The organism is Pectobacterium betavasculorum (genome assembly GCF_000749845.1).
GTDB lineage: Bacteria > Pseudomonadota > Gammaproteobacteria > Enterobacterales > Enterobacteriaceae > Pectobacterium > Pectobacterium betavasculorum.
Window position 1 is genome coordinate 555,561 of record NZ_JQHM01000001.1, and the last position, 15,332, is coordinate 570,892.

The window sequence follows — 15,332 nt, forward strand, 5'->3', positions numbered from 1 at the left end:
CATGTTATTTTCGTTGATAAGTTTTTATTGCGTCGCCGAAAATAAGAGGCCAGCATGGATTACACCAAAATTATCAAAGAAGTCGGGCGCGGGAAAAACCATGCGCGTGATATCGATCAAGTAACGGCTTATGAATTATATAGCGCAATGCTGCGCGGTGATGTGCCAGATCTGGAACTTGGCGGGCTGCTGATTGCGTTTCGTATCAAAGGCGAATCCGAAGCCGAAATGCTGGGCTTTTATCAGGCGATGAACGAGCATGTGTTGCGCCTGAATCCACCAGTGGGCTTTCCTATGCCTATCGTGATTCCCAGTTACAACGGGGCGCGGAGGCAGGCTAACCTGACGCCGCTGTTGGCGCTGCTGTTGGCAAAACTGGGTTTTCCGGTGGTAGTGCATGGCGTAAGCGACGATCCTACTCGTGTTACCAGCGCGGATATTTTACGTAACCTCGGCGTGACGATTGCGGAGAATGCCGAGCAGGCTCAGCAGGAGCTTGATAACAGTAGCCCGGTATTTATTCCTGTGTCTGTGTTGTGTCCAGCCATCGAGCGTCAGCTACAGCTACGCTGGCGTATGGGAGTGCGTAACAGTAGCCACACGCTGGCCAAGGTAGCGACGCCGTTTGGTGAAAGTGAGGCGCTGCGCGTTGCCAGCGTGTCCCACCCTGAATATGTTTCACGTGTGGGAACGTTTTTTAACGATATCACCGGACGTGCGCTTCTGATGCATGGCACGGAAGGAGAGGTTTACGCCAACCCGCAGCGCTGCCCGGAAATCCATTTTATCCATCAGCAACATACCAACGTGCTGCAACTGCGACAGGATATCAGCGTCGCACCGGATGCTTTGCCTATCGCGAAGGATGCTACCACCACGGCGCGCTGGACGGTGAGATGTATGACAGGTGAAATCGCGATCCCTCAGGCGATTCGTCTACAACTGGCGTGCTGTCTGGTTGCTGCTGGTGAAGCCGCGACAATGGAACAGGCTGTCGCAACAATTAAGAAGCGTCTGGGCTGATTGGCTTACCGAGACGGACTCGGGTGCGGGTTACCGTGCCACTTCACACAGCCAAAAGGCTGTCATTTGAAGAAATAAGGAATGGCATGCAACAGGTAGCGGACTATTTTAATATATTGAATCGCGACTATCTTGCGGTCCATCAGGCGAAAGAAGAACTGTTTTGGCAACTGTATATGGGAACGGGAAATGATGAGGTGTCTGAGCGTTTCTCCGCCGCAGAAAGTGAGTATAAACGCTTTATTGCGCAACCGCAGCGTTTGACTGAACTGCGAACCCATATTGCGACACTGGAAAACAGCCCTTGTGATGAACAACAGCAGGCGCTGCTACATGGCTTGCAAGGTTGGTATCGGTTTTTCGACTGTAACGTGATTGAAGAGCCGCAAGCTCAGGCGTTGATGGATGAGATTATTGCGACCGAAAGTGCGCTATACGCCAAGTGTAAATCCTATGAAATGACACATTTGGATGCCAAGGGGGAGCGTGTTTCCGCCTCACTCGGGGAACTGCTGACCAATCAGGCGACTAATGATACCGAAGCCTATCGTCAGAGTTCTCAGCAGGCGCTGCGCTCTCTGGAACAGTGGCTGTTGCATAACGGTTTTCCTGAGCTGATTTCACTGCGTAACCGCTTTGCCCGTCAGATGGGCTACCGGAACTATTTTGACTATAAGGTCAATAAAACGGAGCGGATGACGCCAGAGCAGCTCTTTGCCATCCTCGATGCTTTCGAAGCACAAACCCGTGAAGCGAATGCCCGCAGCCTGAAAAATCTGGCGGATGAAAAGGGCGAAGACGCGCTACAACCGTGGAATATTCGCTACGCCAGTGCGGGGTATGTGACGCGCCAGCTCGATCCCTACTTCCCTTTCTCTGCGTCGCTGGAACGTTGGATCAATAGTTTTAAGCGCTTGCGTATCGGGTTTAACGGTGCAGAAATGCAGCTCGATTTGTTGGTGCGCAAAGGCAAATTCGAGAATGGTTTCATGCACGGTCCGGTACCGCCGTTTGTGCAAGAAGGGAAATGGGTTCCGGCACGGATTAATTTCACCAGTTTGGCAAAACCGGACCAAATCGGTAGCGGTGCCAGCGGCATTAATACGCTGTTCCATGAAGGTGGGCACGCCGCGCATTTTGCCAATATTAAGCAGAATGCTCCCTGTTTTTCACAGGAGTTTCCGCCAACCTCGATGGCCTATGCCGAAACACAATCTATGTTCTGCGACAGCCTGTTGGGCGATGCTGACTGGTTAAAACGTTATGCAAAGAATGCACAGGGAGAGACGATTCCTGACGAATTGATCCGTGCGGATATCAGCACTCAGCAACCGATGCGAGCCTTCAACGATCGACACATTCTGCTGGTGCCTTATTTTGAGTGGCAACTCTATTCGTGGGACGACGAAGCGCGTACGCCAGAAGCGATGACAAAACTGGCACGCGACACCGAACAGCGTATTTTGGGCATTAGTGGCAGCCCGCGCCCGACGCTGGCGATCCCTCATCTGCTGTCTATGGAGTCGGCGTGTTCTTATCAGGGATACCTGCTGGCATTGATGGCGGTGGAGCAGACGCGCAGCTATTTCCTGCAACGTGACGGTTACCTGACGGATAACCCGGCTATCGGCCCTGATTTGGCACAACACTATTGGCATCCGGGCAATAGCGTAAGTCATGACGATACGCTGCGTAGCCTAACCGGTGAAGGCTTCAACCCCGCTTATCTGGCGCAGGCCTGTAATCTGACGGTTGATGAAGCCTGGCAACAGGCGGAAGGGATGATGGCGAAGGCGGCGGGTCGTCCTCAGCCTGCTGCGGATTTCGATCTGTCTGCGCGTATTCGCGTGGTCGATGGTAGTCGCGTGCTGGCGGATAATGAACAGAGCGACGAGAAGATGTGCCAGGATTTTGCGGCGTTTATTGAACGAGAATATCCGCGTTCGCAGGCATAACGTTCGCTGACATCGCGAGTAAGAGAAAGGGGGCGAAAGCCCCCTTGTTGATCAAGATACGTGTTGCAGGAATTCACGCAGACGGTCGCTGGGTGGATTCGTAATCAGCGTTTCCGGGTCGCCATCTTCTGCGATGCGGCCTTTATCAATAAAGATCAGACGCGAAGCCACTTTATGGGCAAAGCCCACTTCGTGAGTGACGATGACCATCGTCATGCCTTCTTCGGCCAGATCTTTCATGACGGTCAGCACTTCATGACGCAGTTCTGGATCGAGTGCAGATGTCGGCTCATCAAACAGCATCAGCTTCGGTTTGACTGCCAGCGCGCGGGCGATTGCCACACGCTGTTGTTGGCCACCGGAAAGCTCGGAAGGGTAGTGATGCGCGCGTTCTGACAGACCGACTTTCGCCAGCAATTCCAGCGCCAGTTTCTCGGCCTCAGCTTTACTCGCTCCGCGCACTCGGATCGGGCCGAACGCGACGTTTTCCAACGCTGTAAGGTGCGGGAACAGATAAAACTGCTGGAACACCATCCCTGCTTCCTGACGGATCAAGCGCTCATCAACGCGGGGATCGTTCACTTTGAGGCCGTCAACAATTAATTCACCGCTGGTAATCTCTTCCAGTTTATTGATGCAGCGCAGCAGCGTGGATTTACCCGAGCCTGAAGGCCCGATGATGACGACAACTTCACCTTGACCGATGGTGAGATCGATATCGTGTAAGACCTGTGTTTTGCCAAAGTGTTTGGATACGTTTTTAAATTCAATCATATAATCTTAAGTCTTCTTTCCAGACGACGCAGAATAAAGCTGAGGACCAGCGTGATGCACAGGTAAATAACGGCAACCGCAGTCCAGATTTCCAGCGCACGGAAGTTGCCCGCGATGATTTCCTGCCCTGAGCGAGTCAATTCAGCTACGCCGATAACAATAAACAGTGACGTATCTTTGATGCTGATAATCCACTGATTACCCAGCGGTGGCAACATGCGGCGCAGGGCGAGTGGGGCAATGACATGACGTAACGTCGCGCCTCGAGATAGCCCAAGGGCCAAGCCTGCTTCACGAAAGCCGTTATGAATTGATAATACCGAACCACGGGTAATTTCCGCGATATAAGCACCGGAGTTAATCATGATGGTCACTACGGCGGCGGCAAAAGGATCAATTCGCACGGACGTGAAAATCATCGGCAAGGCGAAGTAAATAAACATCACTTGCACAACAATGGGTGTACCGCGAATAATTTCAATAAAAACGAGCGAAATGCGGCTGGAAAACCAGCCGCCGTAGGCGCGGGCAAAACCCGCGACCACGCCAATCACTAGGCCACCAAGCAGACCCAGAACAGAAATCAACAACGTCATTTTTGCCCCTTCCATTAGGAGGGGCAGAGAAGGCCAAATGGCACTCCAGTCAAACTGCATGGAATATCTCCAGATTAAATCGGCAATTACTTAGGCTCTACGCCAAACCACTTCTTGTAGATTTCAGCATAAGTGCCGTTTTCACGCAGTGTTTTCAGGGCGCCATTCACTTTTTCACGCAGCTCGTTGTTGCCTTTCGGGAACGCGATGCCGTATTGCTGAGCTTTAATGGAATCACCTACCGCTTTAAACTGGCCGTTGCCTGCGGTTTTGATGAAATAGAGAATATTTGGCGTGTCGTGCAGCACTGCGTCAGCACGATTGGTGCCCAGTTCCATATAGGCGTTGTCGATATTCGGGAACTGGCGCAGATCTTTAGTTTTGATATTGGCTTTCGCGTAATCAACGGAACCTGTGCCGCTCTTCACCGCAACGACTTTACCGGCCAAATCCTGCTCGCCTTTGATATCGTTGTTGTTTGCTTTAACCATCACTAGCAGGCCGCTGTCGTAGTAACCGTCAGAGAAATCGATTGCTTTTTTACGCTCGTCGGTAATGGTAATACCTGCGAGCGCCAGATCGATGTTACGCGTTTGCAGAGCAGGAATAATACCGCCGAAGTCCATTGGTTTCAGGGTGTACTTCAGGTTGAGCTGTTTAGCGATAGCATCCCAGAGGTCGATGTCAAAACCGACGTACTTGTCGCCTTGTTTGAATTCAAAAGGGACGAAAGCGGTGTCTGTTGCGACAATCAGTTCTTTCTCGGCGGCATAGCTGGATACGCTCATCATCAGCGTTAATGCAGCCAAAGAGGCCTTAAGTAGTGATTTCATCAAATCCTTCCTATTTAGCAGTTGTGGGAGCTTTTTGTTTTACAGGCGTTTTAAGCATAGTACGAAAGTGGAACCCATTAGAACATTAGGTCAGTTATCATGCGTTGTGCTTAACCTGTTGTTTTTATTTTATTACCTTGCTGGAGGTGAAATTTTCATCTCCAATTCGCTTAGGCAAGGCGCTGTTATGATTAACTGATTTACACGAGGGAAACAACCGTTGATTAGCGTTATGGGCAATTAATGGCGGCAAAAGCTAATTTTTTGAGCGTCTTAATAGATAAAATGCGTGGTTTGTGCATATTGAACGAGAAAAGAGGGGGCGGAGTGGATTTCTCAGTGAGTAAAAAGGCTGCCTAAGCAGCCTTGAAACGTTCGCGGGACGATAACGTCGATTATTCAATGTTGGATTCAATAAACCACAGGAACTGATCCAGATCGCGTGATGCGGCGGTCAGAATATCCGCAGAGGCCTCATCTTCCGTTTTACCAATGGCTTGGCGCACGTTGTTAGCGACAATCGCATAACGCTCTGCCAACGCTTTCAGATGATCCTGAACGCTATGGATAGTGGTTGGGTAGCTTTTCAGCGAGGTCTGTTTACCCACAATTTGCACCGTACCCAGTGCGACACCGCCTATCTGAACGACACGCTCGGCGATGGTATCCTGATGGTCAATAATCGAGGTACGGAAGCCGTCCAGCATTTCATGAACGGCGATAAAGTTTGCGCCACGCATGTTCCAGTGTGCTTGTTTGGTAATCAACGACAGATCGATGAAATCAACAACCAGTTGGTTTAACAGGGCGATCGTTGAGGTCTTAACGCTATCATCCAAATCATTGCGAGTATAAAGCAGTTCGGACGGTGCTGATTTCACGAGTTTGGCGGTAGACATAATAGTTATCCTCTCTTTAATTTCATAGTCTGACTGTTCAACGTGACTAATTATAGCAGTGATGGAAAGTAATATTGAAAAGAATTGCCTATCAAATGAATAGCTATAGCATAACGATGTTGTGGTTATTTATGGTCAGGGTTTATCTGATAGCAATAATGTGGGAATGGTGATGCAAGAGAAATATTTCAACTGCTTCTGCAACACAATATCACATAATGATAAATAGCATTACTGCTTAGGTGAAAATAGTTATTATTCTCTGGTTTCTTTTAAACATATTATGCGTTAGTTAAAGGGCGTTATGAATAATGAGAATCAATATTATTGGTACCAGCGGAAGTGGCAAATCTACGCTCGCTCGCCGTCTGTCTGGAATGTTGAATATGCCCTACGTTGAAATGGATGCGCTGTTCTGGCTAAGCGACTGGCAAGGAAGAACGGATACCGATTTCTTTCAACGGCTTGAAAACGAATTGAAATCAGAAAGTTGGGTTCTGGATGGCAACTATAATCGAACGCGCGACATTAAATGGCGCAATGTTGATGTCGTGATTTGGGTCGATTACGGCTTTACCCGTACGCTTTTTCAGGCGGTGAGACGCGCCTATCTTCGAGCATGGCACAAAGAGGAGTTGTGGGTCGGTACTGGTAATAAAGAGTCGTTTGTCCGCAGTTTCTTCAGTCGGGATTCGATTATCCTCTGGACAATAAAAACCTATTCAAGAAATCGGAAACGGTATTTGGCTGATTTAGCTGATCCACGCTATTGCCATATCCGCTTCATTACGCTGCGTTCTCCGCGGGAATGTAAAACCTTTCTGCAACACCTTCCTAATGAAATACGCTCTCATTCTGTGTGAGTCGCTACTTTGACCTTACCCGCTGGTTTTATTGTCAACGTTGCGCCTATTGATGCAGTTATAATAAACATAAGCGCTATCCATTGCGTGAACGATAAATGTTCGCTGAGGAAAAGGATCCCAGATAGGGCGGCAATAGCGGGCTCCATGCTCATCAGCGTGCTGAACGTTCTGGCAGGCAGACGGGTTAAGGCTACCATCTCCAGAGAATAAGGTAGCGCGGTCGACAGAATGGCGACGGCAATACCGAGCGGGAGAATTGAGAGAGAAAATAGCGTGCTCTCTGCGTAATACGCACCGATAGGGCAGAAGATCAGTGCCGCAATGCAGGACCCAATGGCGACGGTACCCGGCCCATGATTTGCCCCCGCTTTTTGTCCAAATAGAATATAGAACGCCCAGCAGGCACCCGCGCCCACAGCGTAAGCTGCGCCTGTCAAATCAACATTGCCGATATTGTGACCCAGCGGCAATAAGAACCACAGCCCTGCAACAGCCAGAAAAACCCATAGAAAATCAAGAGGTCGGCGTGAGGCTAACATAGCTACGGCAAGTGGGCCGGTGAATTCCAGTGCAACAGCAATGCCGAGCGGCACCGTTTGCAATGAAAGGTAGAATAGAAAGTTCATGCCACCCAGCGTGATGCCATAAACCAGAAGCGGCAGGCGGTTGCTGCCAAAGCGCATACGCCATGGCTTGAAGATGATGCACAGAATGATCGTACCAATTCCCAGACGTAATGCCGTGATGCCAGTGGCACCGATGAGCGGAAACAGGCTTTTGGCCAGAGCGGCTCCACTTTGGATAGAAAGCATCGAGATAATGATGAGCAATACAGGGACGAATGATGACGAACGGTGGGAAAATAAGGTCATTCTCTTGGCCTTAAACAGGTATAACATTCCGTTGCTATTATATCCAATTGTAAACAATTTGTCTGGTATGGATTAACTTTTATTGACCTTTATTTACGGATCATTTAACTAATGTGTTTCTGTTCAATACTGTTAGCATACAAACTGAGCGGGTAATTCAGAATTGTCTGTTTTAATGCCTTGCGGTGAATTTATTTTTAATCTAACTGTCACAATAAAAAACTCAATATAATTATAGTGATAGGTCGATTTTGACAATAATTGTTACATCTAAAGCCTAATTGATAAATATTTATAGGGCGGCAAGTTCTGAACTTCTTTGTTATATTCACTACGTTAGTTAGTCTTTCATAAAATGAATTTGAGGCTGTAAATATGAAAAAAATCGCGTGTCTTTCAGCTCTGGCTTGTGTATTAGCCGTTGGCGCAGGTTCTGCATTTGCTGGTCAAAGTACTGTAACTGCAGGCTATGCTCAAGGTGATGCTCAGGGTGTACAAAATAAAGTTAAAGGCTTTAACCTGAAATATCGTTATGAGCAAGATAATAACCCACTGGGCGTTATTAGCTCATTCACCTATTTGGAAAAAACGGGTAGTGATGGTAGTGACTACAATAAAGGCCAGTACATGGGCTTTACTGCGGGTCCTGCTTACCGTCTAAACGACTGGGCAAGCCTGTACGGTGTTGTTGGTTTCAGTCACGGTAAAGTAACAAGCAATGCTACCAACGGTCAGAGCAATGGCAGCAATGACGATTACGGCTTCACTTACGGTGCTGGTGTTCAGTTCAACCCAATCCAGGACGTTGCTCTGGATGTTGGTTACGAACAAAGCCGTATCCGCAGTGTTGACGTTGGTGCCTGGGCTGTTGGCGTAGGTTACCGCTTCTAATCTCACTCTGTAGGGTTTTCGCCCTCGGCGTTGGTGTTAGCTGTGTCGAAAGGATCCGCTCTTTTTAGGGCGGATTTTTTTATGGCTGTTTCCCTGAGCCAATACCGAGTTTATCCAGTAATTTTCCAACCGAACGATATCCGGCCTTTCTTGCCGTCATGGATCACATGCATGCTGTATCTACTTTGTTATAAGATTTTATCTTGACGTTAAGATTCTTTATGTGAAGATAATGCTAATCAGACAGTAGTAACTTGCTCAAGCTATTGAGGTTACAAATGGTAGTGACATCAACGGCCCGTACGCGGGCTTTTCTGTTCTTCACAATTATTCTATTGGGATTGAATTTACGCCCTGTTTTAGCGGGCATTGGTCCATTGCTGAATCAGATTCAGGCCGCTACAGGTCTGGATGACAGCATGGCGGGGATGTTAACCACGCTTCCTGTGTTCGCTATGGGGTGGTGTGCGTTATATGGCGGCCAGTTGCAGACGCGCCTTGGCGAATATCGTGGAATTGCGCTGGGCATCGTGGTGATAGCGCTGGCATGTAGTGCCCGCTGGTGGCTCAATAGCGGCATAGCTCTGTTAGTTAGCGCCGCGCTCGCCGGGATAGGAATTGCCTTGATTCAGGCACTGATACCGTCGTTTATCAAACTTTATTTTGGTCGTCATAGCAGCCTCCTGATGGGCTTTTATACCACGGCGATTATGACCGGTGCGGCGTTTGCGGCTTCATCGGTTTCTCCGCTGGCCAACGTGTGGGGCTGGCAAAGTGCGCTGGCCTGCTGGGGGATTGTGGCGTTGGTTGCAGCGGTAGCCTGGCGATGTATCCCTAAGGCGTATACGCTGAAACAGAACGCAAAGGCCGTCTTAGCCACGCACCGCACGGGAATGGACTGGCTGCTAATGGTATTTTTCGGCATTGGGACGGGGGCGTATACTCTGGTGCTGGCATGGTTGCCGCCGTATTACATGCAACTGGGATTAGATGCGACGCAAAGCGGCCTGATGTTGGGCGGATTAACGCTGACGGAAGTGATTTCCGGCCTGTTGGTGTCAACGTTCATCAACCGTTTTCCCGATCGACGCAAACTGCTGCTTCCTATCCTGTTTGTGATGCTGGTGGGAATGGTCGGGCTGATTGTGGCTCCGCTGACATTTACGTATCCCATCATTATCATGCTGGGAATGGGTATTGGTGCGCTGTTCCCATTATCGCTAATCGTGGCGCTGGATCAGGTGACTGAACCACATAAAACCGGTTCGTTAATGGGCTTTGTGCAGGGTGGTGGCTACATCCTCGCCAGCCTGATGCCGTTACTCGCCGGGTTTATTCGCCAGCATACGGCGGGTTTGGAACAAGCCTGGATGATTATGACCGTTGGTGTCATCGTATTGATTATCATGGCGACTCGTTTTGCTCCGTTGAAGAGTTTGAGTCGCTAAGTGATATGTTTTTGTTGTAAGCGAGCGGATTTCCGCTCGCTATCGTGAATCAGTCGGTGGGCGATAGCGCCATAGCCAGCGCCCGCTCATCAGGCGACGGTAATAGAAGAACCCGCGTACAATCCAGTCAAAGAACATCCCCATCCATACGCCGATCACGCCAAAGCCGAGCATCACGCCGAGGATGTACCCCGCGATAACACGGCATCCCCACATACCCGCCATCGCCACCCACATGGTGTAACTGGCGTCTTTCGCGCCTTTTAATCCGGCGGGTAGCACCCAGGATGCGGCCCAGATTGGCATAAATAGCGCATTGAGCCACAGAAGGTGCTTTGCCACGTCGATCACTTCAGGCTCATTGGTGTAAAACGATGCTAAAAAGCTGGCGCTGGGAACTGATAGGACAGCAAGAACACAGAGCCCAATATTGGACAGCCAGAAGATGTGCTTCAACTGTCGGGTTGACTGCATAATCTGACCTTTCCCCAGCCGTGTGCCAACGATAATCGTAGCGGCTGCGCCGAGTGAATTACCGGGAAGGTTGATCAGCGTTGAGATGGAGAACGCAATAAAGTTTCCGGCAATCACTTCGGTTCCCATACCTGCCACAAAACGCTGGGTGATCAGTTTTCCGATGTTAAACATCACGGACTCAATACTGGCGGGAATACCGATACTGAGCACTTCATAGAGAATCGACAGGGTGAAAGGCGCAAAGTAAGACTTGAAAGGAATACGCAACGCGCCGTTAAAACCGTGCATCAGCGTCAGAATTACGAGTAGTGCACCGATATACCGTGAAATGGTAATACCAATGCCCGCACCGATAAAACCAAGTCCGTTCCATGAGAAGGCACCGTAAATTAGCAGGCTGCTTATAGCAATATTGAGGATATTCATCCCAATATTGATGACCATGGGCAATTTGGTGTTACCCGCGCCCCGTAGTGCGCCGCAGCCGACGAGTGCGATGGCGACAGCTGGATATCCCCAGACTGTCCAGCGAAGAAACGTGAGGGCTAGCGCTTTAACCTGTTCATCGGCTTGTCCTGCGATCAGATCGATAATCGCAGAACCGGAGAATTCAACCAGAACAACTAACAAAAATGATGACAGAACGAGTAATGACATCGATTGGCGAGCGGCAGAACGTGCCTGCTTTCTATTACGCTGTCCCAGACTGAAAGCGACAACAACAGCGGTCCCCAAGGAGACAGCGGTAAAGAAGGCGATAATAACCATATTGAAGCTATCAGCCAGACCGACGGCTGCCATGGCTTCCTTCCCTAGCCAACTGACAAGAAAGGTGCTGAAAACCCCCATTAGCACGACGCAGAGGCCTTCAATAAAGATAGGGAAGGCTAGCGGCGAGATTTCTCTCCAGAAGAGAACGCGGTTGGAGTAACGCTTTTTATACCAGTCGGTATCTTTTAATTTTTTCATGAAACGGTCTTGGATAGATCTCAAGTTTCCCAGTCGGCAAGGTAAACAGAACCACATGGTGGCTCGCAAAGCATTATTTCTGTACGGTACTCATTCATACAGTGATTTATCCATACCGTTACTGATCCATTTTGTACGAACGGTGCAGAATGGCTATTTTTAAAATAGCGTTTCTATTTACAGAGTATCAGCCGCCAAATCGATGTCCAGCTTGGAATGCTTTCCTTGCATGGAAAGTTGTTGCACACGGTCAGTATTTAATTTAGGGTTTTCTTGATTAGATTTATCTAAATTAATGATGGTGCACATACAATCTGCGATATCACCTTCCTTGCCGACTGAATGCCGTATTGACCCATGCATTATGAAAGGAAGTCGCGGCTCAAAAGAGGATCACGATCGTGTCAATACCACTTGCCATTTCACCCGCTCAGGCTCGCAAATTGTTAGATGAAGGCGCGATTCTCATCGATATTCGCAAGCCGGAAGAGTTCGCCCGTGAACACATCGCACAGGCGAGGTTACACCCGTTGAATTCCTCAAATGGATATTTCCTTCCTGAAGAGGGCTGGGAGGGGAAGATGGTGATTTTTCACTGTTTGTCTGGCATGCGTTCAGAGCAGAATGCTGAGGTTCTGGCGCAGTCTGTGTTTCCAGCAACGACTTTTTTACTTCATGGTGGGATGACTGCCTGGAAAAAGGCGGGTTTTCCAACAGAAATCAATAATAAACAACCTATTGAATTAATGCGACAGGTTCAAATCGCCGCTGGCGCGCTTATTCTGAGTGGTGTATTACTGGGTTACAGCGTAAACACCACGTTCTTCCTGCTCTCTGGTTTTGTGGGGGCAGGATTGCTGTTTGCTGGCGTTACGGGTTTTTGCGGTATGGCAAGATTGTTAATGAAAATGCCGTGGAACGGTGGTGCCAAACGCTGATTTGCCGGGATAGCAAACGGAGTGTTAACCAACAACGTTAAAGAATAGGGGCAGTAACATGGACATGAAGAACATTCCGTTTGGTACGACTGATTGGTCACAAATAGAACCCACTGAACATAAGGGGGAGTCGGGGATTGCGTATTGGCGGACACAGCGTTTTGATAATCTTCGTGTCCGGATTGTCGAATACACGCCCGGATATCTAGCCGATCACTGGTGCTCAAAAGGGCATATCCTGCTATGCCTTGAGGGTGAACTCCACACGGAATTAGACGATGGTCGTGTTTTTGTTCTCAAGCCGGGAATGAGCTATCAGGTTGCGGATAATGCGGAATCCCACCGTTCCTACACTGAAACGGGCGCTAAACTGTTCGTTGTCGATTGATGGCATTCTTGAGCGTCTGAACTGGGGCTATGCGCCGAGAGGGAAGACATAATCCCTGTGCTTACTGATGGGCTTCATGACTTCCAGAATCCCCAGCGCTTGCTCTGAGAGTGGGATAACGTGCTCACGCTTCATCTTCATACGGCCAGCAGGAATACGCCATTCTTTTGCGTCAAAATCGATTTCATCCCAGCGTGATTCGGCAGCTTCGGCTGGTCGAGTCATGGTGAGTAATTGCCATTCGATAAGGCAGCGGGTTTGTCGCCCAATGCTGGCAAATGACAGTGTTTTCATCAGAAGTAGTAATTGCTCTGGCAAGAGGGCAGGGCGATGCTTCACCTTCGGCTTATGGAATGTTCGTCCAATTCGTGCGGCTGGATTTACAGATACCAGACCAGAGTTGAGGGCATAATCCATGACTTCATTAATACGTTGACTCAGCCTTTTTACAGTCTCAAGTCTGCCAGCGGCATGAGTGGGTTCTAACGCTCCAATAAATCGTTGAGCCGTGATGTTAGCAATAGGCATAGAACCAATGTGTGGGAACACATACTTGCTCATGGAGCGCCAGATATCGTTCAACGTATGTGTTGCCAAACCTGCTGATTCTTTAGTTTTAAACCATTCGGCAGCCACTTTTTCAAATGTGTTTTCTGTCGCATTTTTTTGCCGTGATTGCTCTGCTTGCTTATGCTCCTGCGGATCAATGTCTTTGCTAAGAAGAAGTCGTGCATCTTCGCGGAGCTTACGCGCTTCGGCAAGAGATACCGAAGGGTAAGAGCCAAGGCTCATCATTGCACGTTTGCGAGTGAAGGGTTTGTAGTAGCGAAAACGCCAGAGTTTTGAACCGCTCGGAGTGACCTGTAATTCTAAACCGTCTCCATCGTAGAGGGTGACGGCACGGTCAGTGGCCTTTGCGCTTTTGACCTCAGTATTGTTCAGGGGCTTTGTCTGACGTGCCATATCGCTCTCCAATCAAATCCGCAAAGCTGTTTAGGCATAGGGTTTAGGCTACATGTTGCGTCGTATGCCTATATCTATGCCTAAAAAGTGTGGATTTCAATGTATCAATATGGAATTCAGTAGACAAAAGAAAAACAGCAGGCTTATGCCATGAGAGAAATTGAATTTTTTTTTAATGTTATGATTTTTAAATAATTTATGTTTTTATTTTTTACATCATAGTCCCAATCGTAGTCCCATAGAGAAAAGTCAGTTTAAAAATGGCTATGTCTCGCCCGTTGTATACGCTGGTTTTAGCGCTGGCTGTGCTGTAAATTTAATTTTGCTTTACGACGCTCCAACACCATCATTTTTCGGGTGTGTTGCCATAAAATCCCATCGAGCAACATAAACTCACGCCACTCGGCTGTGCCCACAGAAAGAGATCTGTGCATCAACTCGCCAACACGTTCAGCAAGGAGCAGGTTTCTTACACGTAGCAATTGCAACGGCGTAAATCGCCCATTATCACCAGCCAAAGGAAAGAATGCCTGACGGCTGCGTTCTCCATGTTTCACCGCATTGGTGTTACCAATTGGAGCGCCAGCGCCGGTACGTTTCCCACCCCAGCCGGACGATCTTGATTGTTGGTTATGTTTTTTGTTGTCTTTCATGGCTGTGTGGCGGTTAGTCGGTGGATGTTCGTTAAAATTCAGGAAAACGAGTTGTTCACCATTTTGATGGTAAACGCCTGTGCGTATGAAAAACGCGCAGAATCTGGATCATATTATCTTTCACGCGGTAGGGGATGATGTAGGGATAGTGCGTTAACACCAGTTCACGTGTTCCAGGTACACGGCCAGGTCTTCCCATTGCTGGCTGTTGCGGTAGTAATTCCGTCAACCTTTGGACTTCATCTACGAATTGGCTAGCGGCTTGTGGATCGTCCTGCGCGATATAGAGATACTCGGCTTCCAAATTGGCCGCAGCTTTATGCAGCCATTTAATTTCCATGTCTTACTGTGCCTAACTTTTTAAACAGATTGTTCATCTCATCTGATGAGACAAAATCGCCCGCATCGGCTTCTTTAATGGCTTGTTCGATCTCTGCTATCTGCCAGGCTTCCCGCGCAAGATAGTCTTCAATGGCTTGTCCGGCCAGAAAAGAGCGGGTACGTCCCGTAGCTTTAGCCAACGCATCAAGCTGCGCGGTTGTTTCATCATTTAAGCGAACGGACATGACGCCCATAATGCCACCTCACTACATTGTGTGTTTTGTATACATTGTAGTTGTCAAGAGGGAAGGAGGCAAGTGGCTACTCAATGGTAGCCACTTGCCGTTCCCTATGATGAGATGGTCATTCATAGCATGGACACATGCTAAGTGCGAGACGATTAAGTTAATGCTAACTATTTGTAGATGCATTTTGACTAAACTTAACCCTTTTTTGTAAGATATGA

The 15,332-nt window shown here is 48.7% G+C and carries 16 protein-coding genes and 1 pseudogene; 7 read left to right on the top strand and 10 right to left on the bottom strand.

Translation table 11 applies throughout. The features are described from left to right. Nucleotides 1-54 precede the first annotated feature (54 nt). Complete coding sequence (gene ybiB, locus KP22_RS02475; RefSeq protein ID WP_039302744.1) at nt 55-1,023, top strand: DNA-binding protein YbiB; 969 nt, start codon at nt 55-57, stop codon at nt 1,021-1,023. Nucleotides 1,024-1,109: 86 nt separating this feature from the next. Beyond that, a complete protein-coding gene (locus tag KP22_RS02480) occupies nt 1,110-2,978 on the top strand; it encodes a M3 family metallopeptidase (protein ID WP_039302747.1) in 1,869 nt (622 codons plus the stop codon). Between the two features lie 51 nt (nt 2,979-3,029). Here KP22_RS02480 and glnQ read toward each other — a convergent pair whose 3' ends face one another. The 4 genes from glnQ to dps all read right to left on the bottom strand — a co-directional run bounded on the left by glnQ (nt 3,030) and on the right by dps (nt 6,080). Further along, a complete protein-coding gene (gene glnQ / locus KP22_RS02485) occupies nt 3,030-3,752 on the bottom strand; it encodes a glutamine ABC transporter ATP-binding protein GlnQ (RefSeq protein WP_005972679.1) in 723 nt (240 codons plus the stop codon). After that, on the bottom strand, nt 3,749-4,408 hold the full coding sequence (gene glnP / locus KP22_RS02490) for a glutamine ABC transporter permease GlnP (RefSeq protein ID WP_039302751.1): 660 nt from the start codon (nt 4,406-4,408) through the stop codon (nt 3,749-3,751). Before glnP ends, glnQ begins: the two co-directional genes overlap by 4 nt. 26 nt (nt 4,409-4,434) lie before the next feature. Next, the gene (gene glnH / locus KP22_RS02495; RefSeq protein WP_039302754.1) at nt 4,435-5,181 is read right to left on the bottom strand and encodes a glutamine ABC transporter substrate-binding protein GlnH; all 747 of its coding nucleotides are present in this window, start codon (nt 5,179-5,181) and stop codon (nt 4,435-4,437) included. Nucleotides 5,182-5,576: 395 nt separating this feature from the next. Beyond that, nucleotides 5,577-6,080 carry a DNA starvation/stationary phase protection protein Dps gene (gene dps / locus KP22_RS02500; protein ID WP_011094302.1) on the bottom strand — a complete coding sequence of 168 codons (504 nt, stop codon included), beginning with the start codon at nt 6,078-6,080 and terminating at the stop codon, nt 5,577-5,579. A 311-nt stretch (nt 6,081-6,391) separates the two neighbouring features. Here dps and KP22_RS02505 point away from each other — a divergent pair, with 311 nt between their 5' ends. After that, nucleotides 6,392-6,943, top strand: coding sequence for a P-loop NTPase family protein (locus KP22_RS02505; protein WP_039302756.1), 552 nt, complete (start codon nt 6,392-6,394; stop codon nt 6,941-6,943). Here KP22_RS02505 and rhtA read toward each other — a convergent pair. After that, a complete protein-coding gene (rhtA, locus tag KP22_RS02510; protein ID WP_039302759.1) occupies nt 6,931-7,818 on the bottom strand; it encodes a threonine/homoserine exporter RhtA in 888 nt (295 codons plus the stop codon). The two genes, KP22_RS02505 and rhtA, sit on opposite strands and share 13 nt — an antisense overlap. A gap of 375 nt (nt 7,819-8,193) precedes the next feature. Between rhtA and ompX the strand changes: the two genes are divergently transcribed. Both ompX and KP22_RS02520 read left to right on the top strand, forming a co-directional pair. Then, the gene (gene ompX, locus KP22_RS02515; RefSeq protein ID WP_039302762.1) at nt 8,194-8,709 is read left to right on the top strand and encodes an outer membrane protein OmpX; all 516 of its coding nucleotides are present in this window, start codon (nt 8,194-8,196) and stop codon (nt 8,707-8,709) included. A gap of 278 nt (nt 8,710-8,987) precedes the next feature. After that, nucleotides 8,988-10,157, top strand: coding sequence for an MFS transporter (locus KP22_RS02520; RefSeq protein WP_039302765.1), 1,170 nt, complete (start codon nt 8,988-8,990; stop codon nt 10,155-10,157). A 39-nt stretch (nt 10,158-10,196) separates the two neighbouring features. Here the strand turns inward: KP22_RS02520 and KP22_RS02525 are convergent, their stop codons facing one another. Beyond that, nucleotides 10,197-11,603, bottom strand: a complete 1,407-nt coding sequence (locus KP22_RS02525; RefSeq protein WP_039322199.1) for an EmmdR/YeeO family multidrug/toxin efflux MATE transporter — start codon at nt 11,601-11,603, stop codon at nt 10,197-10,199. 401 nt (nt 11,604-12,004) lie between these two features. On the opposite strand from KP22_RS02525, the gene KP22_RS02530 reads away from it, so the two are divergent. Next, nucleotides 12,005-12,541, top strand: coding sequence for a rhodanese family protein (locus tag KP22_RS02530; RefSeq protein ID WP_039322201.1), 537 nt, complete (start codon nt 12,005-12,007; stop codon nt 12,539-12,541). A 58-nt stretch (nt 12,542-12,599) separates the two neighbouring features. After that, nucleotides 12,600-12,929 (top strand): DHCW motif cupin fold protein, encoded by a 330-nt coding sequence (locus KP22_RS02535; protein WP_039322204.1) that lies wholly within the window; start codon nt 12,600-12,602, stop codon nt 12,927-12,929. Nucleotides 12,930-12,968: 39 nt separating this feature from the next. Here KP22_RS02535 and KP22_RS02540 read toward each other — a convergent pair. The 4 genes and pseudogenes from KP22_RS02540 to relB all read right to left on the bottom strand — a co-directional run. Beyond that, a pseudogene (locus tag KP22_RS02540) lies at nt 12,969-13,892 on the bottom strand (phage integrase central domain-containing protein); the annotation flags it as partial. A 293-nt stretch (nt 13,893-14,185) separates the two neighbouring features. Continuing rightward, complete coding sequence (locus tag KP22_RS02545) at nt 14,186-14,545, bottom strand: hypothetical protein (protein WP_039322205.1); 360 nt, start codon at nt 14,543-14,545, stop codon at nt 14,186-14,188. 55 nt (nt 14,546-14,600) lie between these two features. Then, complete coding sequence (locus KP22_RS02550) at nt 14,601-14,885, bottom strand: type II toxin-antitoxin system RelE/ParE family toxin (protein WP_039302778.1); 285 nt, start codon at nt 14,883-14,885, stop codon at nt 14,601-14,603. Next, nucleotides 14,875-15,120 (bottom strand): type II toxin-antitoxin system RelB family antitoxin, encoded by a 246-nt coding sequence (gene relB / locus KP22_RS02555; protein WP_039302781.1) that lies wholly within the window; start codon nt 15,118-15,120, stop codon nt 14,875-14,877. The genes KP22_RS02550 and relB overlap by 11 nt, the downstream gene beginning before the upstream one ends. Nucleotides 15,121-15,332: the final 212 nt, after the last annotated feature.

Excerpts from the sequence above, each read along its gene's own strand:
- KP22_RS02550 (WP_039302778.1), bottom strand. The coding sequence starts at position 14,885 with ATGGAAATTAAATGGCTGCATAAAGCTGCGGCCAATTTGGAAGCCGAG.
- glnQ (WP_005972679.1), bottom strand. The coding sequence starts at position 3,752 with ATGATTGAATTTAAAAACGTATCCAAACACTTTGGCAAAACACAGGTC.
- KP22_RS02525 (WP_039322199.1), bottom strand. The coding sequence starts at position 11,603 with ATGAAAAAATTAAAAGATACCGACTGGTATAAAAAGCGTTACTCCAAC.
- relB (WP_039302781.1), bottom strand. The coding sequence starts at position 15,120 with ATGGGCGTCATGTCCGTTCGCTTAAATGATGAAACAACCGCGCAGCTT.
- KP22_RS02545 (WP_039322205.1), bottom strand. The coding sequence starts at position 14,545 with ATGAAAGACAACAAAAAACATAACCAACAATCAAGATCGTCCGGCTGG.
- glnH (WP_039302754.1), bottom strand. The coding sequence starts at position 5,181 with ATGAAATCACTACTTAAGGCCTCTTTGGCTGCATTAACGCTGATGATG.
- ybiB (WP_039302744.1), top strand. The coding sequence starts at position 55 with ATGGATTACACCAAAATTATCAAAGAAGTCGGGCGCGGGAAAAACCAT.
- rhtA (WP_039302759.1), bottom strand. The coding sequence starts at position 7,818 with ATGACCTTATTTTCCCACCGTTCGTCATCATTCGTCCCTGTATTGCTC.
- KP22_RS02505 (WP_039302756.1), top strand. The coding sequence starts at position 6,392 with ATGAGAATCAATATTATTGGTACCAGCGGAAGTGGCAAATCTACGCTC.
- KP22_RS02535 (WP_039322204.1), top strand. The coding sequence starts at position 12,600 with ATGGACATGAAGAACATTCCGTTTGGTACGACTGATTGGTCACAAATA.
- KP22_RS02520 (WP_039302765.1), top strand. The coding sequence starts at position 8,988 with ATGGTAGTGACATCAACGGCCCGTACGCGGGCTTTTCTGTTCTTCACA.
- KP22_RS02480 (WP_039302747.1), top strand. The coding sequence starts at position 1,110 with ATGCAACAGGTAGCGGACTATTTTAATATATTGAATCGCGACTATCTT.
- dps (WP_011094302.1), bottom strand. The coding sequence starts at position 6,080 with ATGTCTACCGCCAAACTCGTGAAATCAGCACCGTCCGAACTGCTTTAT.
- glnP (WP_039302751.1), bottom strand. The coding sequence starts at position 4,408 with ATGCAGTTTGACTGGAGTGCCATTTGGCCTTCTCTGCCCCTCCTAATG.
- ompX (WP_039302762.1), top strand. The coding sequence starts at position 8,194 with ATGAAAAAAATCGCGTGTCTTTCAGCTCTGGCTTGTGTATTAGCCGTT.